The following is a 23898-nucleotide window of genomic DNA, read 5'->3' on the forward strand; positions in this document are numbered from 1 at the left end:
TTTTCATCAAGCCGCAAGAGGAGAACGAGGATGGCAACCACGGCTTCGGCAGTTCCGAAAAAGAAGATTTCGGGCGGAAGTTTTCTGCTCGACGACGGCAACATCAGCGAAGTATTCACTCCGGAAGATTTCAATGAACAGCACCTGTTGATCGCACAAACGGCCGAAGAGTTCGCCAACAACGAAATTATTCCCAACGCCGACAAGATCGAATTGAAGGACTGGCAGCTCTCGCGCGATCTGCTGAAGAAGGCGAGCGAGCTTGGATTGACGTCCGTCGATATTCCCGAAGAGTACGGCGGGATGGAGATGGACAAGGTTTCGTCGGCCATCATCGCCGACAGGATCGCGAAGAGCGGTTCGTTCGTGGTCAGCTTCGGCGGACACGTAGGCATCGGCACGCTGCCGATCGTCTACTTCGGCACCGAAGAACAGAAGAAGAAGTATCTTCCAAAGCTCGCGAGCGGCCAGATAGTCGGCGCCTATGCGCTGAGCGAGAGTTCCAGCGGATCGGACGCGCTGAACTGCCGCGCAAAGGCCGTGCTCTCGTCCGACGGGAAGCACTACGTTCTGAACGGCGAAAAGATGTGGATCACGAACGCGCACTTCGCCGACCTGTTCACGGTCTTCGCGAAAGTCGATGGCGAGAAGTTTACGGCGTTCCTGGTCGAGAAAGACTTTCCGGGATTCAGCGTCGGCAATGAAGAGCACAAGATGGGCATTCGCGGCTCGTCAACCGCACCGCTCATCCTGAACGATTGCATGGTGCCGGTCGACAACCTGCTGGGCGAGATCGGAAAGGGACACGTCATCGCATTCAACATCCTGAATGTGGGCCGCTTCAAGCTGGGTGCGGGCTGCGTGGGCGGTGCGCGCACAGCGATTCAGAGCTCCATCAAGTGGGCGAAAGAGCGCAAGGCGTTCGGCAAGACAATCGCCGACTTCGGACTGGTACGCGAGAAGCTGGCGCAAATGGCCATTGGCATCTACGCCGGCGAGGCAATGGTTTATCGCACGGTGGGCATGATGGACGTGGCGCTGGGCGAGATCGAGAAGGGCTCGGCAGACGAGCCGAAGGAGATACGCAAGGCGATCGAGGAGTACGCGGTCGAGTGCTCCATCATCAAGGTCTGGGGCTCGGAGATGCTCGACAACGTGGTTGACGAGCAAGTGCAGATCTACGGGGGGTACGGGTTCGTCGAGGAGTATCCGGCTGAACGCGCTTATCGCGACTCGCGCGTGAACCGAATTTTCGAGGGCACGAACGAGATCAATCGTCTAATCATTACGGGTTGGCTGTTGAAGCGCGCCATGAGCGGACAGCTTCCGCTGCTCCCGGCGATCAAGAAACTGATGGACGAGATCATGTCCGGTCCATCGATGGGCGGGGACGAAGATGATCGTCCCATGGCGGCTGAGCGCGCCATGGTGACGAATGCCAGGAAAATTGCGCTGTTCACGGCCGGAGCAGCTTCGCAGAAATATATGCAGCAAATCGCCGACAGGCAGGAGGTCATGGGTGCGATCGCGGACATCGTCATCGAAACTTACGCAATGGATTCCTGCGTGCTGCGGACGATGAAGATCATCGACGTGCAAGGCGAGGCGGCGGCGAAGTTGCCAATTGCGATGACGCAAGTTTACTTGGCGGGCGCGATGGCAAGACTGGAGGCGGCGGCAAAGAAGCTGATCGCCGACGTGGCGGAGGGCGACATGCTGCGGACGCAGATGGCTATTCTCCGTCGCCTGACAAAGTACGAACCGGCTAACGTCATCGCGCTGCAGGAAGCAGTGGCGACCCGCGTGCTGGAGGCCGGGAAGTACGTTATTGCATAACGTCGTGATCCCGCGTCATCGCATGACGGTTCGCGACTTACCGTTCAGCTTACAAGTCACAGGCTCTGGCGGATGCCAGGGCCTTTTCTTCATCTCCTGGTGCGTGCTCGAAAAGAACCTGTTATGGGCTTACCTCCTCCGGTCTCACACGTCTACACTGTTTCCCTCACGGAGGAAACATCAACATGCATCGACCCACGTTTCGAAAGCTGACAGCTGTGCTGCTTCTGCTCGGATGCTTTGGCTTCGCGGCGGACAAGCCAGCAGACCTTTACTACGGCAAGAATCTGAAGCAGTTCTATTCCGAAGCGGGAGCTGCGTTTCAGCGGCAAGACTTCCCTACGGCGATTTCGAGGCTGAAGAGAGCGCTTGAAATTGCGCCCGGCCACGGCCCGACCATGTGGGAGATGGCGCAGATATATGCGGCGTCCGGCGACAAGGCGAACGCGCTTGCCATGCTGGAAAGAGTTGCAGAGCTTAAGCTCGGCTACGATCCTCGCGGCCACCAGCTATTTACCAAGCTGCGCGACGACGCTGACTTCAAGCACGTCGCGGCTCGTTTCGACGCGAGCACGGGGGCGGTGCATCAAGCCACACCGGCGTTCACTATGCCCGAGCGCGACCTAATCGCCGAAGGCATTGCTTACGATCCGGAAACCAAGGCCCTGTTCGTCAGTAGCATCTTCAAGCACAAGATTGTTGCGGTGGACGCGCAGGGACGCACGCGCGATTTCAAGCAGAGCGGCGAAGACGGTCTGCTGCAAGTGCTCGGAATGAAAGTCGATGCCAGGCGTCGTTTGCTTTGGGCGGCCAGCTACGCCAATGAACACGACAAGGAAAATGCCGGACGCGCAGCGGTTCACAAGTACGACCTGCGTACAGGCAAGCTGATCAAGAAATACGAATTGCAGCCGAAACCGGCTCACCTGCTGAACGATGTTGCATTCACGCGCGCTGGCGATCTCTATGTTACGGACAGCCAGACGGGCGGCGTATACGTGATCCGGCACGACCGCGATGAACTCGAACAATTTCTTCCGGCGGACACGTTCGCGTATCCCAACGGAATTGCGATTTCGGCAGATGAGAGTAAGCTGTACGTCGCAAGCTGGGGGCCTGGTGTTTCGATCGTCAATTTGAAAACGAAGGGCATCTCGCAGCTGGCACAGCCGTCAAATGTGACCGCCTCGGACATTGATGGCCTGTATCTCTACAAAAACAGCTTGATCGGCGTGCAGAACGGTCTTGGCAATGACCGGGCAGCGAGATTCTATTTGAATGCTTCGGGAGACGCGATCGTGAGCGCCGAAGTGCTGGAGTCGCGCAATCCGCTGTTCGACATTCCGACCACGGGTTCAATTGTGGGCGATGACTTCTACCTGCTCGCCAACGCACAGCTCAGCAAGTTGAACAAGGGCGAAATCGCGGCGCCGACAAACGAAACGAAAATCCTGCGTATCCGGCTGAAATGATGCTAACTGCTGGTAATCATCCTGAAACGATAGCGATACAATAGCGGGCATCTTTAGGTTTGGAGGAAACATGCGTAAGAACCTGGTTCTGCTCCTGTGTGTATTGATTCTGGTGAGTGTGGCTGCGGCTCAACAGGCGGGCGGCGAGAAGAAGCCGCCATTGAGTCCGCGTCGCCAGGCGGAAACGTCCTTCGCCGACGGCAAGAAGGTTATGGTCGATTACGGCGCACCTTCCATGCGCGGCCGCAAAATCATGGGCGAACTGGTTCCCTACGGCAAGGTCTGGCGCACCGGAGCCAATGCGGCTACCACTTTCACTACCGATGCCGACCTGATGATCAACGGCACGCGCGTGCCCGCAGGCAAGTACTCGCTGTACACGATGCCTGACGCGGACAACTGGAAGCTGATTATCAATGAAAATACGGGCCAATGGGGTACGCAGTACGACGAGAAACAGGACCTGGCACGCGTGGACATGACGAAAACCGCGACGGCGCAACCTGTCGAGCAGATGACGTTCTCGTTCGACAAGGCGGGCGCGGATGGCGCAACGATGAAGCTGCAATGGGAAAACACGCAGCTCAGCGTGCCGCTCAAGGAAGCAAAGTAGGGACACCAACGAGTGACGTCGGCGCATCTAAGGGCGCGGCTTGCGGCCGCGCCCTTTTGTATTTGCGAGTTGAATTACTCCGCGGCCGTTTGTGCCTGCGGCTTCCAGCGAAGGATCGGCTTGCGGGCGGCCGAGACTTCGTCGAGGCGCGAGATGCGCGTCGTGTGCGGAGCCGTGAGGATGACGTCCGGGTTCTCCTCGGCTTCGCGCGCAATCTGCTTCATGGCGTCGATGAACTGGTTCATCTCCTCCAGCGATTCGCTTTCGGTGGGCTCAATCATGAGCGCGCCGTGAACGATAAGAGGGAATGAAACCGTGTAGGGATGGAATCCGTAGTCGATCAGGCGCTTAGCGATATCGCCGGTCTTGATGCCCTTGCCGGTCTGCAAACGATCGCTGAATACGACCTCGTGCATCGATGGCGTCGAGTACGGCAGATCGAATACACCTTCCAGCTTTTTACGGATGTAGTTGGCGTTAAGCACGGCATCTTCGGTGGTCTGGCGAAGGCCATCCGCGCCGTTCGCCATGATGTAGGCCAGCGCGCGAACATGCATTCCAAAGTTGCCGTAGAACATGCGCACGCGGCCGATCGACTCGGGGCGATTGTATTCAAGACCGAGCGTTCCGTCCGGGCGTTCGATAATGACGGGCACCGGAAGAAACGGCTCGAGAATCCTTTTGCAGACGACGGGACCGGAACCGGGACCGCCGCCGCCGTGGGGCGTCGAGAAAGTCTTGTGCAGATTTAAGTGCATGACGTCCACGCCGAAGTCGCCTGGGCGCGTTTTGCCGACCAGAGCGTTCATGTTGGCGCCATCCATGTAGAGCAGGCCACCCTTGGCGTGCAGGATTTTGGCAATGCGCGCGATCTGCTGATCGAACACACCAAGCGTGTTCGGATTCGTGAGCATGAGGCCGGCGACATCCTCATTCATCTGCGCCTCAAGCGCGGCAAGATCCACCATGCCGCGAGAGTCCGACTTGAGGTTCTCGACCGTGTAGCCGCACATGGCGGCAGTCGCGGGATTGGTGCCATGCGCGGAGTCGGGGATGAGAATCTTCTTGCGCGGGTTCCCCTTCGATTCCATGTATGCGCGAATGAGTAGGATTCCAGTCAGCTCGCCGTGCGCTCCCGCAGCAGGCTGCAGTGTGATGGCATCCATGCCGCAAATCTCGACCAGGTAGTCGGAGAGCGTCTTCAGCACCTTCAACGCGCCCTGCGAAATCTTTTCTGACTGGTAAGGATGTGCAGCGGCAAGGCCATCCAGTCGCGCCACGACCTCGTTGATGCGCGGATTGTACTTCATCGTGCACGAGCCGAGCGGATACATGCCGTGATCGACGGCGTAGTTCCAGGTCGAGATGCGCGTGAAGTGGCGCACGATCTCGATCTCGCTCACCTCGGGCATGTTGCCCAAATCCTCGCGAGCGCTCTTGCCCAGCAGTTTCTTCTCGTCCACTTCAGGAACATCGAGCGGCGGCAGGCGGTATCCCTTCTTGCCACGCGACGACAGCTCAAAGATGAGTCCCTCGTTCTGGCTGATGTGGGTTGTCGCCTTTGCGCCCGGAGCAGCCACGGTCGGTGTGCATTTCGTGTCGGCCATCTATTTCACCTCTCCGGCTGCGATATCGATCTGTTCGCGCGTATTAAGTTCCGTGCAGCACCAGACAGAAGCGTTTCCGAGCTCCGGATAAAACTTGATGAGCGGGAAGCCGCCGATGATCTTCTTGTCGGCAAGACGATGCGAGATGGCGTAGGACTCCTCCGAGGTCTGCACAACGAACTCGTTGAAGCGTGGTGCGCCAGAGAAGAGCACCTTGGCCTTCTTCCCAAACTGCTCAACCGCATAGGCGGTCTTAGCCAGGTTCTGCTTCGCAAGGTCTTTCAGACCCTCGCGTCCGTACACCGTCATGAAGATGTTTGCCATCAGCGCGATCAGCGCCTGGTTGGTGCAGATGTTCGACGTGGCCTTCTCGCGACGGATGTGCTGCTCGCGAGTGGAGAGCGTTAGCACGAACCCGCGCTTGCCATTGCGGTCACGCGTTTCTCCAACAAGGCGTCCGGGAACCTGGCGCACAAACTTTTCTTTCGTTGCAATCACTCCAGCGTAAGGGCCGCCATAGCTAAGTGGGATGCCGAACGACTGCGCTTCCATGCTGACAATGTCGGCCTCTACGGGCGGACGCACGATGCCGAGCGAAACCGCTTCCGCGATGGAAACGACCAGGAGCGCGCCGCGTTTGTGGACCAGGTCGGCGAGCGCGGCCACGTCTTCGATGGTGCCAAAGAAGTTAGGCGACTGGATCAGCACGCAGGCCGTGTCATCGGTAATCGCGCGGTCGAGCGCGGCGAGATCAACGCGTCCGTTGCCGGCGAAGGCCGCTTCCGAAATCGGCATGCCCTGATGCTTGGCGTAGGTGCGAATGACCTCGCGATATTCGGGATGCACGCTACGCGCGACGATCGCCGAATTGCGGCCCGTCAGGCGCACGGCCATCATCACGGCCTCCGCGGCTCCGGTAGAGCCGTCGTACATGGAGGCGTTAGCAACTTCCATGCCGGTCAGCTCGCAGATCATCGTCTGGAATTCGAAGATGGATTGCAGAGTGCCCTGCGCAATCTCGGGCTGGTAGGGCGTGTAGGCAGTAAAGAACTCTCCGCGCGAGATGAGAGAGTCGATGACAACCGGGCGGTAATGATTGTAAGCGCCGGCGCCGAGGAACATCGAGTACTCGGTGCCGTTCTCGGCCGAGCGCGCTCGGAACCAGTCGTAAACCTCAGCTTCCGACCATTGCAAGGGAATGTTGAGGTTTCGGTTGAGGCAATATTCGGGAGGGATTGGCGCGAAGAGGTCGTCAACAGATTTGACGCCGATCTCGCGCAGCATAAGCTCGCGGTCCGCTTGGGAGTTTGGAAGGTAGCGCATTGAGATCATTTTCTCACTCGGTGGCGTCACCGCTTGGAACGGTGACGCCATCGTGAATCGTTTGACCGGCGGTCAAAGTGTCGCCACGAGAGAGCGAAGAAGGTGGCAAAGCCTACTGCTCTTCAGCAATAAACTTTTCGTAATCGGCGGCCGAAAGCAGGCCGTTGACTTCCGAGGCATCCTTCAGCGTGATCTTGATCAACCAGGCCGAGTGCGGATCGGTGTTCACCTTTTCAGGCGCAGTGCCGAGCGCCTCATTCACTTCGGCAACCGTGCCGCTAACGGGCGCGTAGAGTTCGCTGACGGCCTTGACTGACTCGACAGTACCGAAGCTCTTGCCGGAAGCGAGTTCCGCGCCGACCTTTGGAAGTTCGACGAAGACGATGTCGCCGAGGGAATTCTGCGCATGATCGGTAATTCCAATCGTGCCGGTATTTCCCTCAATCTTGAGCCACTCGTGCTCTTTGGTGTACTTGAAATCTGCCGGATAGGCCATGCTTTGCTCTCCTGCCGTCGCGCGGCGTTTGATGGCGTTGCTTGCGCTTGCGCGCATGGAAATGTGTAGCAATAAATGTGAAGCAATAAAACTCGACTGTGCTTACAGCGTTAAGCTTTCTTCGGACGCTTATAGAAGGGTACCGGGATGATCTTGCACTTTACGCGGTTAGCGCGAATCTCAACGGCAACTTCGTTGCCGATCTGCGACTGTTCGATGGGAACGTACGCGAGTGCGATGTTCTTTCTGAGGAACGGCCCGTAAGAGCCGCTGGCAACAAAACCTATTTCGTTTCCGTCGAGGTTGAACACCTTGTAGCCGTCGCGTGGAATGCCGCGCTCAATTGGTTCCAGACCCACGAGCGTTCGCTTGATACCTTCCGCTTTCTGCTTTTCGAGTGCGGCACGTCCGGTGAAGTCGCCCTTGTCCATCTTGATGAAGCGGTCGAGTCCGGCTTCCCAGGCAGTGATGCTGTCGGAAATCTCGTGGCCGTATAGCGGCAGCTTGCCCTCCAGCCGCAGAGTGTTGCGCGACCCGAGCCCGCAGGCGACGATGCCGAATTCTTTCCCGGCATCCATCAAAGCTTTCCACACGCGCGCGCTCGTAGCCTCGTCGGCCGGGACGTAGATTTCAAAACCATCTTCGGCCGTGTAGCCAGTACGGGCGATCAGGGTGTTCGGAAGTCCGCAAACCGTGCCGTGCGTGAACCAGTAGAATTTCACCTGCGTCAGATCAACGTCCGTGAGTTTCTGCAGTGTCTTCCATCCGTTCGGACCCTGGACGGCGATCTGGGTGTAGTTGTCGCTGAGATCCTCAACCTCGCAGTCGAAGCCTTCTGCGCTACCGCGAACCCAGTTGAAATCCTTCTCACGAGTGCCGGCGTTGATTACAAGAAGGTAATCATTCTCGCCTAGCCGATGGACGATGACGTCGTCTACAAAGGTCCCTTGCGGATAGAGCAGCGCCGAGTATTGCGCCTGCCCAATGGAGAGCTTCGCGGCGTCGTTCATCGTCATGTGCTGCACGGCTGCGAGCGCCTGCGGGCCATGTAAGCGGATGTCACCCATATGGCTGACATCGAAGAGGCCCACGGAGTTGCGCACAGCTAGATGTTCGGCGATGAGTCCGCCCGAGCCAGGATACTCGACAGGCATGTCCCAGCCGTTGAAATCGACCATCTTGGCGCCCATCTCGCGATGGACCTTGTTCAATGCGGTTTTGCGTACCTCTGAAGCCTCAACACTAGCGGACAATGGCGTCTTCCTCTGCTCGACAGCCTGCAAGTCGGGACGTAATGAGATGGCAGAACCTTGTACGTTAACACGCTGATTTTGCGTGGGTCAACGCCTGCCTGCCGCAAGCGAAGGCACCGAATTCACGAAATCTCAATCCTGCCCATGAGCATAATCGGCAATGTTGCTGGCGTGGGTAGCGGGTCGGGTCTAGCGGGTTCTTGGTAGAAGTGGTTTTTCTGAATTTGTAAATACGCGGCAGATCGCACAGATGTTTTTCGTGTGCAGCTTTTCTTTCTTCTTTTCACCACCGCCGGAACGCGTTAAATTGCGCGCATGGCTGAAGCGTTCCGCTGCATGGTTTGCGATCTGGAAGAAGAGAAATGTGACTGCGATAAATACTGCTGCTTGTGCCAGGGCTTCCACCAAGTTCGCCTGGTACAGGATGGTCAATACTACTGCCTCGAATGTCGCGAATCGTGCGACTTCCAGGCCCAGACTTAAGTACAACCGTTGCCTATCACTGTTAAGACTCCTGTGTTATGGAAGTTGTGTCATGGATGGACCTGGTCGCGCTGGCGACCAAATGCAAAAGCCCCGGTTTCGGGGCTTTCGTGTTCTTAGCAGATGCAAACCACAAATTAGAAGATGAACGCCAATCCGCCGCGAATGGAGCGCGCCGACTGGACCAAATACACGGTGCTTCCGTCACTGCCGACAACGGGCATATAGCCCTGCGCCAGCAGGTTGCGTACATCGATCAGCGCTTCCATGCCGGCAGGGATAAATCTCCGCGAAGGTAGCGGCTGGCGAACGAAGATGTTCAGGAACGGATCGCTCTGCCCCGCCGAAACGTTGAACATGTCCACCGGAGTGAGTGCGTCGTCGCCGCTCATCCAGCGATAGGACGCAATCCAGCGCGTCTTCGAGCCCGGCAAGGTACCCGCAACCTTCGTCGCCACAGCGTGACGCCGCACGTTGCGCAATGAACTTCGAACAGCGTCCCAGTCTCCAGGGGTCGCGGTCAGAACGCCACCAAAGGCGTAATCAACAGTCGCGTATAAATCGCCGGTCAGGCGGCGTTGGTACACGAGACGAAGGCCCTGGGTTTCGAGGTCGCCACCATTGTACGTGAAAGTGCCGGAGTAGACATCCGGCAGGATGTCGCCACTTTCGACCCCGTCCTCTCCCACGCCGACGAGCGCAGCGTTGCGCAGGCGATCGCGGAAGTACGCGGCCTGGAAGTTGTTGTTGCCACGACGCTGCGAAACCGAAATCTCGTGATGACGCGCGCGCTCAATTTTCGGCGAGAAGGCTACCATCGAGACACGAGGTCCGGACTCGGTGAGATCGGCCGGCGCCGTATCGAAGCCTTTGGCATGACGCGTATTCGGAATCGAACTTGAGTAGCGATACTCGAGAACCGTGTTGCGTCCGAGATGCAGGTCGGCCGAACCGAATGGCCGGAACGCCGTAGCCCTTCCCCTGAATTGGACGGTTTGCATCTCACCGCCATAGTTCAGCTCCAGGGATTCGCCGATGGTGGTTGTGTCGGACATCGAAAGCGCAAGCGCCTGAAGCGCTGCATGGTGCGCGGCCAGTTCCGGAGTGGCGAATCGGCGCGCCGTCAACGACATCTCAGGCTTGGAACCGTCAGGCATCGTGTGCGAATACGTTGCGCGCACGGCTGTCGCGGGCGAAGTTGAGCCATAGCCGACATTTCCGTTCAGCGAAAGGGTTCCCGCACTGAACAGCGACTGTTCCACATTGAATGAGGTGCTTACGTCGGAGCCACCACCGAAGCCTTCGCCATCGGAGCCGGCCATGAAGGCGACTTGTGCTTTAAGAACTCCGTCTTTCGCATCGTTAGAGTGAGATACAACCACGAGCGGACCATCGCCATTCAGTCGAAGAATGGGCCGATTCGACATTGAACGTAGCGTCCATTTCCAGTCCTCCTCGTCCCGTCCGGAGTCTGCGCGGCGCGGCACAAGGTTAATGGCTTCGAAAAGCGTATTCAGTGTGACGTTGACCAGTACGCTGGCGCCAGGCTGCACGGAGATATGCTCCCGCAACGATGGCAGAAATGACGGAGCGGTTACCTTGACGCTATAGCTGCCTGGCAGCAATCCGGCCGCGGTGAAGAAACCGCGCGCGTCGGTGTACACGGTTTGTGGCTGAGATGCGACTGCCGTCAGAAACTGTACGGCGGCACCCATTTGCGGCACACCCCTGGAGTTCCTGACATGTCCCGAAATCGTGCCCGGGTCCACGCCAGCAGACGCAGAGAGAGTCAGCGTCAACACAACTGCGAGCATACCGAGCTTACGGGTCATCACAACCCCCTTTGTCAAACACCCGTCCAAACCATTGCGGTTCGACGGGTCGCATGATCCAACCGCAGACGCGGTTGAGAACAGATTCCCTCTCCGTCCGAATACTCTATCGCGAATTCCGTCCGCCTACTCTACCGTGAAGCGAGCGGACGGCGAAATCGTCTGCTTCGAAACGTGATCGTCCACTTTAACGGTCAAGCGGTAAAGTCCTGGATCGAGATTCAGCGCCATACTCTTTTCGATGGTCAGCTGCTCGCCAGGGTTTGCGAGCTGGTCCGAATTTTCCACGGACTTCATCACCGACTTATTTGTTTGTGCGTTGACGATATCGTATTCGATGGTGGCAGATGGCTTTTTGGTCTTCTCGTCCATCGTTAAGTTGTAAACCTGCATCCAGAAATTCAGTCGCTGGCCGTTCTTAAAGCTTGCTGGCTTTCCATCAGCAGACTCTACACGGGGCCGGACCTTCGTGGTTCCGATCACGAAATTGCCCGCGCCTACGTTCTTGGCCGGGACCTTTTCCATGAGGTCGGCAAGAATAAGGGTAGAGCTGGCCAGCTTGTCTTCCGAGTACTCGGGAACCAGGATTCCCTTGCTCCAGGTACCTACACGATCCCCGTTAACGTCTTTCAGAACGATATCGAGGCGATAACGCCCGGGCCGAAGCGGCAGCGCTTTCCAGTAGATAGACATGTTGTTGACGGCCTTCGTGAACAGATCCTCCGCGAAGTCCGCTTTCACCGTGTCTTCAAAGGTCTGTGCGACTCGGCCCGTCAGGGTCGTCACGCGGCCAAACACGTTGACGACGCCACGCTGCACGCCTTCCTTGTTTACGAAAGTGATGTCTTTGTTCTTCACCTGGATGGTGACCGGGACGAGCACGGAGTCGCCCGTGACACGCACAAAGTCGGCGCGGACGTCGAACGGCAGAAGGTTCATGCGAATCTTGTGATCCACGACCTCCTGAAGATCCTTGAATTTAATAGGCGGAGCTGTGTTGATCTTCGCCATCAGTTCAAGGTTGCTGAGCGCTTTGCTGGCGTTGTTGTCGCCAAATGGACTGTACCCGTATCGTCCGCCCAACATACGGTCTGCCTTCGTGGAAAGACCCATTTCTTCGGCTTGCGTGAGGCCAGCGCCAGGCGTGGTCAGCAGCGCATCCTTCTCCGAAGGATCCATCGTCAGGCGATATTCGTTGCACATGCACTGATCAACGAACTCAAGAATGATCTCGTTGCCAATGCCCTCGATGTACCGGTAGCGCCAGCGCTCGAAGGGAAAAGTAGAAGTCGTGCCGCCGCCCTCGTCTATATTGCGGTGATACATACCGCCGCTCGGATGTGACTCGATTTCATCAGCAGCGCCATAGACAACGTAAATGCGACCACGATCGGTTCGCCATCCCTGGATTCCGGCGGCGAAGCGTTCGTTGGCGTAAGCGATGCGGCGATAGTGTTCTTCCTTGTACTCGTTCTCCACGGTGTCAGGCGTGGGATCGCGGCGAAGCCAGAACTGCTCGATGAACTGGTCGCGCTCTTCGTCGTTCGAAAGCTGCTTAAATGCCTGTAGCTCTTCGCCGGTGATAATCCAGCGGACATCCTCGTTCACCCACTTCGTGTAAACCTTGCCGATTTCTTTCCTCAGTGCCTTCTCGTTCTCTTTACGCTGCCGGTCCGTCAACGGACGCTTCAGCGGATCGGCTTGCGACTGGTCCTGCGAGGACTGTGCCGGTGCGGAGTCCTTCGTTGACGAGGCCTTGGAGTCTTGCGCCATAACAGCGGCAGGGGCGACGAGACTGCCAGCTAATACGGCGGCGATCAATAAACGAGAATAAGGAAACTGCATGAAGAATGTGCTCCTCGGATACACTTGGGCCTTGTGTGATTGTAAGTTTTTGACCGGCGCAAAGCAAGACGCAGCAATCAATGAATGAGAACTTTACCTTTAGAATCAGAGTGTTGATTGAAGACGCTTTCTCTCTGGCTGCAACCCTGCCCGGAGGGCAAAGTTGCGCGACGGCACACGTATCAGAATACCCGAAACGGTATAATTGAGACTACCCGGGGGAACCAGGAAACAGTGTTAGGCGCTTTCACCGCAGCCACAAGCGCGACTGGTAATTAGAAAGATCCTTAACCCTGCTTTCCAATGAAACTTTCCGCCGTCTGATTCCGTATTACGGGTGAGATGACGGGCGGTGTAGCGCAATCCATTCGTCTTCATTCCCCCGATTGAGGATCGATGAAAACCTGGAAGAAAGTAACAATTTCTATTGGCGTTGTCCTCGTAGTGCTGGCGATTGTCGGTTTCACCGTGCAACAGAGCCGCAAAGGCGTAGTGCAGGTGCAAACCGGCAAAGTCGTGAAGGCGGATATCAACGCGCAGGTTACCGCGTCGGGCGAGATCAAGCCGAAAACTTACGCCAATGTCGGCGCGAATGCGTTTGGCAGAATTACCAAACTGCACGTAAAAGAGGGCGACAAGGTCAAACGCGGCGATCTGCTGGCACAACTTGAGAACGTGCAACCCGCCGCCGACGTACAGGCGACAGCCGCCTCTCTGGAGGCGAGCCGTACGGATTTCGTCGCAGCGCAAGCCGGTCTAAAGACATCCCAGGCCGATCTGAATCGTGCCAGGGCCGACGAAGAACAGAAGCGGCTGGACTTCCAGCGCGCAACCGAACTCTACAAATCGCAACTGATTCCGAAATCGGAATACGACACGCGCAAGGCCGCCTTCGATTCCGCGACCGCGGGTTTGGAACAGGCACAGGCGCGCATCGCCCAGAACAAGGCGCAGGCGGACTCCGCAGAGGGCCGCATCCGGCAGACGCAGGCAACGCTGCGCCGCGCCAGCGACGTGCTGAGCAAGACGGAATATCGCGCGCCGTTCGACGGCGTGGTGACGAACCTGCCCGTTCGCCAGGGGGAAACCGTTGTCGTCGGAATCCAGAACTCGCCGGGTTCCACGCTCATGACCATCGCCGATATGTCGGTGATCACGGCTGAAGTAAAGGTAGACGAGACGGACATCGTCAACGTAAAGCTGGGCCAGTTGGCGGAAGTTTCCATCGACGCGATCCCAAAGAAGAAGTTCAAGGGCGTTGTGACGGAGATCGGTAACAACGCAGTGCTCCGCTCTACGGGCCTCTCCACCGCCCAGACAACCGGCGGCAGCCAGGAAGCCAAGGATTTCAAGGTCGTCATCACGTTGCAGGATCCGCCGGAGAATCTTCGCCCAGGTCTCTCGGCAACGGCGAAGGTGATAACCGCGACTCGACAGAACACGCTCGCCATTCCAATCCAGGCATTGACGATACGCCAGAAGGGTGATCTGGAACCGAAGGACAGCAAGGCGAAGGGCACGGTGCAAGCCGCCGCTCCCGAGCAGGTGAAGGCCGCGAAGGAAGAGATCCAGGGCGTCTTCGTTATTCGTGACAAGAAGGCGGAATTCGTTCCTGTTGAAACCGGCGTGACCGGCACGACCGACATCGAAGTCACGAAGGGGCTTAACGAAGGGGACGAGGTCGTAACCGGCAGCTACAAGGTCCTGCGTACCCTGCGCAACAAGGCAAGCGTAAAGATCGACAACGCGGCTCCGAAGAAGGCCGAAGAAGAACAGTCGTAGCAGGATATAGGCAGGTCGCGGGGCTCCCGCGATTCGGCTGCAAGGCCCGAAAAAAGAGTTCGACGGGCCAGTTAGTAGTGCTGAATTGACGTGCAAGGCGATGAACGAGGAGAACAAGAGGATGGCGACCGAAGTAGCCAGCGTTTCCCAGGAATACTCGACTCCACCGGCTTCGTGCATGATCTGCACGCAGGACCTTTGGAAGACGTACGACATGGGTTCCGAGCAACAGGTACACGCCCTTCGCGGTGTGAACCTGGCGATCAATCGCAATGAATACGTCGCCATCATGGGCCCGTCGGGTTCGGGCAAATCCACGCTGATGAACTTGATCGGATGCCTCGATACGCCTTCGCGCGGACGCTACTGGCTGAACAATCAGCTTGTCAGCGAACTCGACGACGACGAGTTGGCGCGCATCCGCAACAAGGAGATCGGCTTCGTCTTCCAAACGTTCAACCTGCTCGCTCGCGCTTCAGCACTGCACAACGTGGAGCTTCCTCTCATTTACGCGGGCATGCCTGCCGAGGAACGTATTGAGCGCGCACGCCAGTCGCTGATCGCCGTCGGCATGGAATCGCGTATGAATCACAAGCCGAATGAGCTCTCCGGCGGTCAACGGCAGCGCGTCGCGATCGCGCGAGCGCTGGTGAACAGACCCGCCATCATCCTCGCCGATGAGCCGACCGGAAACCTCGACTCGCAGACCGGCAACGAAATAATGGCTCTGATGGACAACCTGCACGCACAGGGCAATACCATCGTGCTCGTCACCCATGAACACGATATTGCGGAATACGCGCATCGCGTCATCCACATCAAAGACGGCACCATTGCGGGTGATGAAAAGACTGCGCGCGGATAGCAGCTGAACGAAGGGTCATGTACAAAAAACAGCGCCTGGCCGACGAGTCAGGCGCTTTTTGTTTTTCGCGGAACCGTGTACGCTGAACAGAGTTGCTCGCGCGCGAAGCCACATTCAAAGTCGCCGCAGACGGGCCACTGGGAGTGCGTTCATGCGTCGCGGGTTCTTGCTTTGCTTCATTATTTTTTTATTATCTTCCCTGCTGTTTGCTCAAGCTGCTTATCGCCTTAAGACTCGTACGGCGTCCGAACTGGCCGCAGGACAGCGCCAGGTCGTCGGAGCGTATTGTCGCTCGGATTTCGAAGGCTTGCGCCTGTCGGAAAATGGCTGGGCCAAAATGCGACCGCTGACCCGAGATATGCGGAATCCTGAATTCAGCGCGGTGATGATCGTGTCGCGCTACACGTTTGCACCGCCAGCAGCGGTCTCCAAGGACGTTGCAGTCACTTACAGCGTGATCGGCCGTTACGAGGTGGGATTCGGATTTACTCCGCTGAGAGCAACACCGAGCGCAATCTTTCACGTAGAGGACGTAGATGGTGACCTGGTCATCACCGAAATGCCATCGACGCCTTACGTCTCCAAAGGAGCGGCCTTGTCCTGGCTTAAGGCCGAACTGGTGAAGGCCCAGCCGTCGACTTTGCACAAGGCCCAACTCGAGCGGGCTATCGCCGCCATGGATCAGACAGCACCGGCACACGGCCCGGGCGCAGCAACCGCACCCGCAACAGCCGCACCCAAGTAGTCTTCTACGAGTGGACAGTCCAGTTTTGCGATATCATCGCACTCGTAAGGTCCCCACTCACGACGCGATGCAGGACTTGTGCGCGCTCAGATTCGCGAATTGCGCAATGACACGTTTACTCTACGCGCGGCGACGGGCACTGCGGCGGCGTAATATAAGCAGCACCAGGATCACGGCGATTACCAGCATGATCCATGTGGCGCTCCTGTTAACGAACATGGCCGCGAGTGGAAGCAGCGTAGCTAGCAAGAACATCATTCTCTCTCCTTGCGGCGGAACGATCCATCTCTGATTGATTCACCCACTCTGGCGCTTGTTGCCCATTACGAAGAAAAAGGGCCTCCCTGTGTGACGGGAGGCCATTTCTTTTCGTAGTCTGTTATTTACTGGCGTGCGCCGACGGCGCTCGAACCTGCGGTGTCGCGTACCGGCGTAACCGGAGACTTGCCTGCGAAGAAGCTGTGATCGTACAAGGTGCGGTACATGCGACCGGCGACCTCAGCGGCTTTGGGCCCGAACGTCGGACGGCCTCCACGCAGGAACACGACGGTCACGACGCGGCCATACTGCGTGTTGGCGTAAGACGCGAACCAACCGAAGCGCGTGCCATCCTTGGAACATGTTCCGGTCTTGCCAAGCACTTCTTCTTCGCTGAAGTTACCGCGCAGGCTGCGAGCTGTACCGTAGTTTACGGCGCCAGCCATGCCCGGCATGACTTCGGGAATCAGCGGAGCGATGTCGAGATAACGCTTTACCTTCGGCTGGAAGTTAGCAATCTCGTCCGGCGATGTCGGATGCTGCATGTAATAGAGCGTGCCGCCGTTCGCGATCGATGCGACCAGCGCGCCAAGCTGCAAAGGCGTCATGGAAACGCTCTCGCCGAAAGAACACATCTTGCCAACGCCGCCGAGCTTCGCGGCCAAAACTTCGTTCGGATAAGTTCCGAGGTGCTCGCCCTCGATGTTCCATCCGGCCATCTCGCCCAGGCCGTATTGATTCGCGTAATGGCGAACCTTCTCAAATCCCATGCGACGTCCCAACGCCTCGAAATAAGCGTTGTTGGAATGCGCGAGAGCCTGCGTCAGATTCATCTTCCAAGTGCGGCCGAGCGATACCTTCGTGTCGCTCTTGACGATGCCTTCACTCAGTGCTGCAAGTGCGACGGCGACCTTGATGGTCGAGCACGGCTGCGCGCCTTCGGAGAGCGCCAGCTTCTGGTTCACCATCGTAAGCACGCGGCCGCTGTCGGGGTCGATAGCAACGATGGTGCCGTTCATGTTTCCAAGCGCATCGATTGCGGCTTGGCGCACGACCGGATCTTCACCGGCAGTAATGTCGCCCGAGGTCTGATCGTCATTAACGAAGGAACTTGCGGAGAAGCGCTCGTAATAACGCCGCTTGCTTGCTCTCTTTCGGACTGAAGACTTTCGCGCGGATGCTTTTTTCGATGATTTCTTGCTGCGGGCAACCGTCTTGCTGGCAACTGGGCGGCTGTGCTTCAAGCGGCTGATACGCTTCTGTGCCTTAGGGTTTTCAGAAACCTTTTTGTTGCTGCTGCTGTAGCGCCGCGGTGAAACCGTTGCCGCGAACGAGCTTGCTGTCAAAATCAAGACCAGGAATACGGCAAGCGCGGATTTGGACACTATTGTGAGTTTCGGCAGCGAAGCGAGAAAGTCACTCACAACGGAGCCCCTTGCGACTTTTCGGAAGGCGGAGCCTTTGAACGACATTGATACCTTAGCCTTCTAAACCATATGTTTGCCTGCGGATACGACCTGTTCGAGGTTGCACATCAGGAGTTTTCCGTCCGGTAACTATTCGCGATAGTACGAGAGTTCCGCTTTCTATTACAACTCTAAATTTCACCGGTGAACCCATTTGTGAAACGCTTGCATCCTGTACTGATGCAGAGACTTACGGCAGAGTTGCGGTACGAAAGGATTAGTTCGAAAGTCAGTGAGTTTAACCAATGAACTAGGTGCCTTACCCGATGGCGCGCACGGATGTTTCGATCCGTTGGCAGCGATTCGGGCAGAGTAACTAAGTCGATTCCAATGGCGTTCTGGTTGTGGAAATCGAGTTTTCAAGCGGAAAACGAAGCCAAAACGAGGTTTCCGGGGCTGAACTGATACTTCTTGTTCTCTTCCGGCTCGCCCCTGCTCTGCGCGATCTGGCTCGTCGATTCAAAGCGAGCCCCCAAAAAAAAGGTGCCGCAGCCCCTCCAGAGACTACCTCGTGGGCGCGGGAAACAGAGGAGTGATCCTGAACGGGAAAAAAGGAGTGATCCCGAGGGAGTTATCGTGACCGAGGCGAAGGTATCTGCTTTATACCGCTGCTGGAACAAAGCAGATCCTTTGGCCGCACCAAAAGCGGGCACGACCTCCGGATGACCTAGAGTTTTAAGACAAGTTTGTCAGCGTCTTCCTATGTCATTACTCAGCAACGGAAAGGGAGCGCAAAGGCTCCCTTCATTGTGAGTTTCCCGGTTTAAGACTCGCAGGTTAACGATTCTCGTTGCGCTGTTTGCGGATGAATGCCGGGACATCGAGGTCGTCATCCTCGTAACTTCCCTTCACTTTGTCCTTCACTGCGTCGAGCGCGATGTTCTCGCGTTGCGGCGCTGCCTGGGGCGTTGATTGGAATGCGAGTGCCGGTGCGGGCTCGACAAACTCTGCCTCCTCGACCACCTCTACCTGCTCGCGCGTGCCAATTTCAGCAGCCACTTCCGCGCGAGGAGAGATGCGTGGCGCGGGTCTGTACGCAGCTGCCGTGCGCTGATTCTGGATGGCAGCCGCTGCCGATGAAACAGCGTGCTCGCGGCGCTGCGGCTGGTCAGTCCTGAAGCCCGTTGCAATGACGGTGATCTTGACTTCGTCCTTCATCTTCTCGTCTAACACTGCGCCGAAGATGATGTTCGCGTCTTCATGCGCAGCCGACTGGATGATGGTCGAAGCCTCATTCACCTCCGCCAGCTTCAGCGAACTTGATCCGGTGATGTTGATGAGGATGCCGCGCGCTCCGTCAATCGCTCCGGCTTCGAGCAGCGGCGATGCAATCGCGCGCTGCGCGGCGTCCATGGTGCGACGCTCGCCTTTCGCCGTAGCCGTACCCATGACGGCGTAGCCCATGCCGGCCATGATGGCCTTCACGTCGGCGAAGTCGCGGTTGATGATGCCGGGGATGGTGATGATATCCGAAATGCCCTGTACGCCCTGTCGCAGAATGTCGTCGGCGATGCGGAAGGATTCGAAGAACCCGGTGTCCTGCGCGACCGCGAGCAGCTTCTCGTTCGGGATCACAATGACTGTATCGACGGAGTCGATCAGCTCGGCAAGTCCGCGTTCTGCCTGACTCATGCGGCGCTTGCCTTCGAATGCGAACGGCTTGGTCACGACGGCGACGGTGAGAGCGCCCATCTCGCTCGCGAGAGATGCGATGATCGGAGCCGCGCCGGTGCCGGTCCCTCCGCCGAGACCTGTCGTTACGAAGACCATGTCCGCGCCTTCGAGCGCTTCGATGATCTTGTCCGCATCTTCCAGCGCGCCCTTGCGGCCAATCTCAGGATTGGCGCCCGCTCCTAGGCCGTTCGTGAGCTTAACGCCTAACTGGATCTTCACTGGCGCCCGCGAGAGTTGCAACGCCTGCAAGTCGGTGTTGGCAACGACGAACTCTACGCCCTCGACTCGGGCGTCGATCATGCGGTTGATGGCGTTTCCGCCGCCACCGCCGACGCCTATAACTTTAATCTTTGCCTGGTTGTGCGGGTCTTCGTTGAACTGGATTCGGATGTCTTTCGTCGCGTCGGTCATTGATACCCCAGATTTGTCGCTGTTCTTTGTTTCGTTAAATTTAGAGTGCAACGTCCCCGCAATCTCACGCGCGCGAATGAACTCGTTACAGCCCGAAGGTTGAGCGCGCGAACAGCGATTTCAGCTTCGCGCCAATGCCCTGGTCCTGGTTGCTTTTGGTGGTACGCGCGCGATGCGCGTAGAACATCAGTCCGATGAGAACCGAGAATTCCGGCTCAGCGAGAAACGACGGCAGCTTCGCGATTGCCTGAGGCGACCCGAGGCGCGACGGGCGGCGGAAGACGTCTTCCGCAATATCGAGCATTCCGTGAAGGCGCGCGCCGCCACCGGTGAGAACGGTTCCCGCCCCGAGCAGATCCATGACGCCGGTCTGCCGCAGATTGTCGCGCACCATCTCGAACAACTCGCGCGCGCGTGGTTCCAGTATTTCTCCGAGCAGGCGTTGTTGCATGAGGCGCGACGGCCGATCGCCCACGGACGGCACCTCTATCTCATTCGCTTCGGGAATGCTGGTGACGACGGCGTAGCCGAATTGCCGCTTGATCTTCTCCGCGTCGGCCAACGGCGTCCGCAGGCCGACAGCTACATCGTTGGTGAAGTGGTCGCCGCCGATGGGCACTACGGCGGTGTGCGCCACTACGCCCTCGATGAAAACGATAATGTCGGTTGATCCCGCGCCGATGTCGATGAGACATACGCCGAGGTCGCGCTCATCGCTGCGGAGGATAGCGTCGGCACAGGCCAGAGCCTCGAACACCGTATCGTTCACATGCATGCCGGCGCGGTTCAGTGCGGTTACTACATTCTGCGTGGCGCTGGCCGAGGCCGTCACTACGTGTACGCGGACTTCGAGTTGCTTACCCATCATGCCCGCGGGATCGCGTATGCCGGATTGCTCGTCGAGAATGAATTCCTGGGGAAGCAGGTGCAGCACTTCCCTGTCCGCCGGCAGAGCGATGTTGCGCGCCTTCTCCACGGCAAGCCGAATGTCCTCGCGCGAAATCTCGCGCGGGCGCGAGCCGAGCGTGATGCCGCCCTGACTGTTCACGCCACGCACGTGACTGCCGGAGACACCTACGACAGCCGACTCCAGCGGAGCCTCGGCCGTGGTCTCGGCATCTTCCATGGCCTTCTGGATGGAGAGTACCGCTTTCTCCAGATCGACGATCACGCCTTTGCGCGAACCGCGCGACTCGCACACGCCGTGGCCGCGGTAGCGTAGTCCCGTGTCCGTTACTTCGGCGGCAAGCGCGCAAGTCTTCGCGCTGCCGACATCGATCACCGTCAACATATTTTCTTGCTGGTTTCCCATGGACTAATGCTTTTTCACCCTCTTGCGATGCGGTTGTTTCGCCACTGCATTCGCGCTGCCCTGTGGCTTTGCGGGTTTCATAGATTTCACAGCCGCGCTCTCTCGCTTGACGGTCGCCGGCGGCGTGCCAGGCTGCGCCTCACGCGAGGGCACTGGATCTGGATTCAGAATGACCTGGCGCTCGTAACGCAGGTCCACGGAATCGAGTCTTTGATATTGCTGCCGCCACTCCTGCACGTGCGCAACGTAAACCTTGTAACGATCTAGAAAGTTCGACGACCCCAGGTGCACCAACACGGTACCAACCGGATCCGATACCGTGACCTTCACGTCTTCCGGATCGCTCATATCGACTTCGCTCAAATCCTGCGAATAGCGCGCTCCGCCGGAATCCAGTTCGTGAACCAATTGGCCATAAATCTTCATTCGGGCCGCGCGAGTCGAGAGCGGCTCAGCCTCGTTCATGCCGACAACAACCGGAAACGAATATGTACCGTCAGTCTCCATGTCCATGACAACGCCATAAGCATCGATCAGATCGATTCGTGAACCAATCTGCGCGAAAGCTACCGGCGTGCGCTCCTTTACCGACACGCGCAAGCGGTTTGGCAGAAACCGCATCACGGACGCCGACTCGACCCAGGGGATTTCTTCCAACTGCTTCTTGCGCTCCGAAAGGGGCACGAAGTAAACATTGCGGCCAATATCGCCGCCCATCACCTGCATAATTTGTGAGCGCGATACGTGGTGGTTGCCGTCCGTCTCTATCAGGTCGCTGGAATCAATGCGAAAGCGCCAGGAGCGCGTCCCGTAGCGATAGACGACTGCGCAGCTCGCACCCAGCACTCCAAGGCTCACCAGCGCAACGATGACGACGCGAAGACGATTCGCAGTCTTTTTGGGCAATGGCCCACGACGCACCGGCACGCGCTTCTGGCCCCGCAGAAACGGTGATTGCTGCTCCGGTTCCAGATCCATCACGTCGATCGGCAGGTCGTCATCCTCGCTCACACGCGCACGCGAACGCGAACCAGCTTCGGGGCGCAGGAATCCGCCGCCGCCTGAAGTGGTTGGCGTGTCGTCGTCAGATGTGAATGGACCTTGATTACGAGCCATGAAAAAGAGTGAGCCGCCAGAGGTGCCCGCGCAAAAACGGGCTTATTGCCTTGAATTTCCGGGACCGTGCTGTATGGGCACGGTCCGAAGTCCCCGGCTCACTATAACGTCTTTTCGCGCTATTGCGCAGAGGGTTTTTGCGCGAACCGCATTGTTTACGCTAGAAATCACGCAAAGCGGATTCCCAAGCGATAAGAGCGCCGAGTTGCGGGTCCAACGCGGATCAAAATATATGGGTGGAAACGCCGACTTAAGGCGCGATGCTCGTGCACGCCGAAGCTGTCCCTATCACGACAAACGAGTCGCTGTTGTATCCGGCGGTCCAGTGACATTGACCCCCTCACCTGGTGCGCGACATAATCATCAATGCCCTGGCAAGACAACCTGCGGACGCGCCCCCGCGCGTGCGCAAGGAATCCGCAACTTTTGAGTGGTGAATCGTGAGCGAAGAAACCAACAGCAGCCGCGTACGCTTCGAGAACGCTGGCCGCAAACTGGACGAGGCAGCCGAGCGCGTGGAGCGCGAGGCAGAACAGTTCATAAAATACCTCAACGACGAGGTAGTGCCGGCGGTGCGTACACATTCGAGCCGGGCGTTGCGTACGGCAGCCGAAAAGATGCAGCAGTTCGCCGACTACATGGAACAGAACTCCCCGAAATCCGAGTGAGCGAACTCCGACGCGGCAATTTCTTCCCGAATTCCTGTGGCCTGCGAGTCTGGACCGTTCCAGTCCTTCTTCTGCTGGCGGCGATGCTGTTGACCGGCTGCGGCGGCAAGAAGCGCTCGAAAACCAGGATTCCTCCGCCACCTGACGTTTCCAGTGGTCAAGGCACATCGGCCCGCGACCGCGCTCCCGTGCCACGCGATTCTGAAGGTAATGAGGTTGCGATCGAGCCGGGGGCCAAGGTCATCTGGACCGAAACCGGGCTGGCCAGTTGGTATGGCCCTCCGTACCACAACCGTCGCGGCGCAAATGGCGAAATCTTCAACACGAACGCCATGACGGCTGCCCACAAAACCTTGCCGCTCAATTCCATCGTTCGCGTCACAAATCTCGCGACCGAACATTCGACCGTCGTGCGCATCACGGATCGCGGACCGTTTATAGGCGAGCGCATTGTTGATCTCTCGCTGGCTGCGGCCAAGGCGGTGGACGTATGGCGTCCGGGCGTGGCGAAGGTACGCCTCGACGTGCTCGAAGCGCCCTCTGCGATTGAACGCGGCGGACGCTGGTGCGTACAGGTTGGCGCCTTCGCGAAACAGCGGGACGCGCTGGATTTGAAAGACAAGCTCATGCGCCGCTACAAGACGGCCAAGGTGCTGCAGTTTGCCGGCCCAACGGGCTTCTGGGTTCGTGTGCGCGTTTTTGAAGACGATAAGAAGCGCGCACAGGAAGTGTCGCAAATCATCAACGTGGATGAAGGCGGCGTGTTTCTCGTCAGGCTCGATTAACGATTGCGGGCGCTCTGGCAACATACACGTGCCGATAAATTCGAGCGCTTTGTTGT

Annotated in this window: 20 protein-coding genes; 8 read left to right on the plus strand and 12 right to left on the minus strand. The window is 57.9% G+C overall.

All coding sequences use genetic code 11. The features are described from left to right. The first annotated feature begins 30 nt into the window (after positions 1–30). From VN622_01560 to VN622_01570, 3 genes are all read left to right on the plus strand, one after another. Complete coding sequence (locus tag VN622_01560; protein HWR34540.1) at positions 31–1836, plus strand: acyl-CoA dehydrogenase family protein; 1806 nt, start codon at positions 31–33, stop codon at positions 1834–1836. Between the two features lie 185 nt (positions 1837–2021). Beyond that, positions 2022–3308, plus strand: a complete 1287-nt coding sequence (locus tag VN622_01565) for an SMP-30/gluconolactonase/LRE family protein (protein ID HWR34541.1) — start codon at positions 2022–2024, stop codon at positions 3306–3308. Between the two features lie 70 nt (positions 3309–3378). Then, a complete protein-coding gene (locus VN622_01570; protein ID HWR34542.1) occupies positions 3379–3921 on the plus strand; it encodes a DUF2911 domain-containing protein in 543 nt (180 codons plus the stop codon). A 74-nt stretch (positions 3922–3995) separates the two neighbouring features. Here VN622_01570 and gcvPB read toward each other — a convergent pair whose 3' ends face one another. The 7 genes from gcvPB to VN622_01605 form a co-directional block, all read right to left on the minus strand. Continuing rightward, positions 3996–5528: an aminomethyl-transferring glycine dehydrogenase subunit GcvPB gene (gene gcvPB / locus VN622_01575; GenBank protein HWR34543.1), complete on the minus strand. Its 1533-nt coding sequence runs from the start codon at positions 5526–5528 to the stop codon at positions 3996–3998. Beyond that, positions 5529–6851, minus strand: coding sequence for an aminomethyl-transferring glycine dehydrogenase subunit GcvPA (gcvPA, locus tag VN622_01580; GenBank protein HWR34544.1), 1323 nt, complete (start codon positions 6849–6851; stop codon positions 5529–5531). It abuts the gene before it with no gap. A 112-nt stretch (positions 6852–6963) separates the two neighbouring features. Then, a complete protein-coding gene (gene gcvH, locus VN622_01585) occupies positions 6964–7347 on the minus strand; it encodes a glycine cleavage system protein GcvH (protein ID HWR34545.1) in 384 nt (127 codons plus the stop codon). Positions 7348–7457: 110 nt separating this feature from the next. Beyond that, positions 7458–8600 carry a glycine cleavage system aminomethyltransferase GcvT gene (gene gcvT, locus VN622_01590; GenBank protein ID HWR34546.1) on the minus strand — a complete coding sequence of 381 codons (1143 nt, stop codon included), beginning with the start codon at positions 8598–8600 and terminating at the stop codon, positions 7458–7460. Positions 8601–8789: 189 nt separating this feature from the next. After that, positions 8790–9032 (minus strand): hypothetical protein, encoded by a 243-nt coding sequence (locus tag VN622_01595; GenBank protein HWR34547.1) that lies wholly within the window; start codon positions 9030–9032, stop codon positions 8790–8792. A 188-nt stretch (positions 9033–9220) separates the two neighbouring features. After that, positions 9221–10915 (minus strand): carboxypeptidase-like regulatory domain-containing protein, encoded by a 1695-nt coding sequence (locus VN622_01600; protein ID HWR34548.1) that lies wholly within the window; start codon positions 10913–10915, stop codon positions 9221–9223. A gap of 126 nt (positions 10916–11041) precedes the next feature. Then, positions 11042–12760 carry a GWxTD domain-containing protein gene (locus VN622_01605; GenBank protein HWR34549.1) on the minus strand — a complete coding sequence of 573 codons (1719 nt, stop codon included), beginning with the start codon at positions 12758–12760 and terminating at the stop codon, positions 11042–11044. 396 nt (positions 12761–13156) lie between these two features. Here VN622_01605 and VN622_01610 point away from each other — a divergent pair, with 396 nt between their 5' ends. From VN622_01610 to VN622_01620, 3 genes are all read left to right on the plus strand, one after another. Then, a complete protein-coding gene (locus tag VN622_01610) occupies positions 13157–14542 on the plus strand; it encodes an efflux RND transporter periplasmic adaptor subunit (GenBank protein ID HWR34550.1) in 1386 nt (461 codons plus the stop codon). Positions 14543–14663: 121 nt separating this feature from the next. After that, positions 14664–15407, plus strand: a complete 744-nt coding sequence (locus tag VN622_01615) for an ABC transporter ATP-binding protein (GenBank protein HWR34551.1) — start codon at positions 14664–14666, stop codon at positions 15405–15407. 151 nt (positions 15408–15558) lie between these two features. Further along, entirely contained in the window at positions 15559–16152 is a 594-nt protein-coding gene (locus tag VN622_01620; GenBank protein ID HWR34552.1) for a hypothetical protein, read from the plus strand. Between the two features lie 120 nt (positions 16153–16272). Here the strand turns inward: VN622_01620 and VN622_01625 are convergent, their stop codons facing one another. The 5 genes from VN622_01625 to VN622_01645 all read right to left on the minus strand — a co-directional run bounded on the left by VN622_01625 (position 16273) and on the right by VN622_01645 (position 22389). Beyond that, positions 16273–16410 carry a hypothetical protein gene (locus VN622_01625; GenBank protein HWR34553.1) on the minus strand — a complete coding sequence of 46 codons (138 nt, stop codon included), beginning with the start codon at positions 16408–16410 and terminating at the stop codon, positions 16273–16275. A gap of 125 nt (positions 16411–16535) precedes the next feature. After that, positions 16536–17882, minus strand: a complete 1347-nt coding sequence (locus tag VN622_01630) for a penicillin-binding transpeptidase domain-containing protein (protein HWR34554.1) — start codon at positions 17880–17882, stop codon at positions 16536–16538. A 771-nt stretch (positions 17883–18653) separates the two neighbouring features. Then, positions 18654–19961, minus strand: a complete 1308-nt coding sequence (ftsZ, locus tag VN622_01635; protein HWR34555.1) for a cell division protein FtsZ — start codon at positions 19959–19961, stop codon at positions 18654–18656. Positions 19962–20046: 85 nt separating this feature from the next. Beyond that, entirely contained in the window at positions 20047–21273 is a 1227-nt protein-coding gene (ftsA, locus tag VN622_01640; protein ID HWR34556.1) for a cell division protein FtsA, read from the minus strand. Between the two features lie 3 nt (positions 21274–21276). Next, a complete protein-coding gene (locus VN622_01645; protein HWR34557.1) occupies positions 21277–22389 on the minus strand; it encodes an FtsQ-type POTRA domain-containing protein in 1113 nt (370 codons plus the stop codon). 440 nt (positions 22390–22829) lie between these two features. Here VN622_01645 and VN622_01650 point away from each other — a divergent pair, with 440 nt between their 5' ends. Together VN622_01650 and VN622_01655 are read left to right on the plus strand one after the other, a co-directional pair. After that, entirely contained in the window at positions 22830–23057 is a 228-nt protein-coding gene (locus tag VN622_01650; GenBank protein ID HWR34558.1) for a hypothetical protein, read from the plus strand. Beyond that, positions 23054–23842 carry a septal ring lytic transglycosylase RlpA family protein gene (locus VN622_01655; protein ID HWR34559.1) on the plus strand — a complete coding sequence of 263 codons (789 nt, stop codon included), beginning with the start codon at positions 23054–23056 and terminating at the stop codon, positions 23840–23842. Before VN622_01650 ends, VN622_01655 begins: the two co-directional genes overlap by 4 nt. The last annotated feature ends 56 nt before the right edge of the window (positions 23843–23898 follow it).

The organism is Clostridia bacterium (assembly GCA_035561135.1).
Taxonomy (GTDB): domain Bacteria; phylum Acidobacteriota; class Terriglobia; order Terriglobales; family Acidobacteriaceae; genus DATMYA01.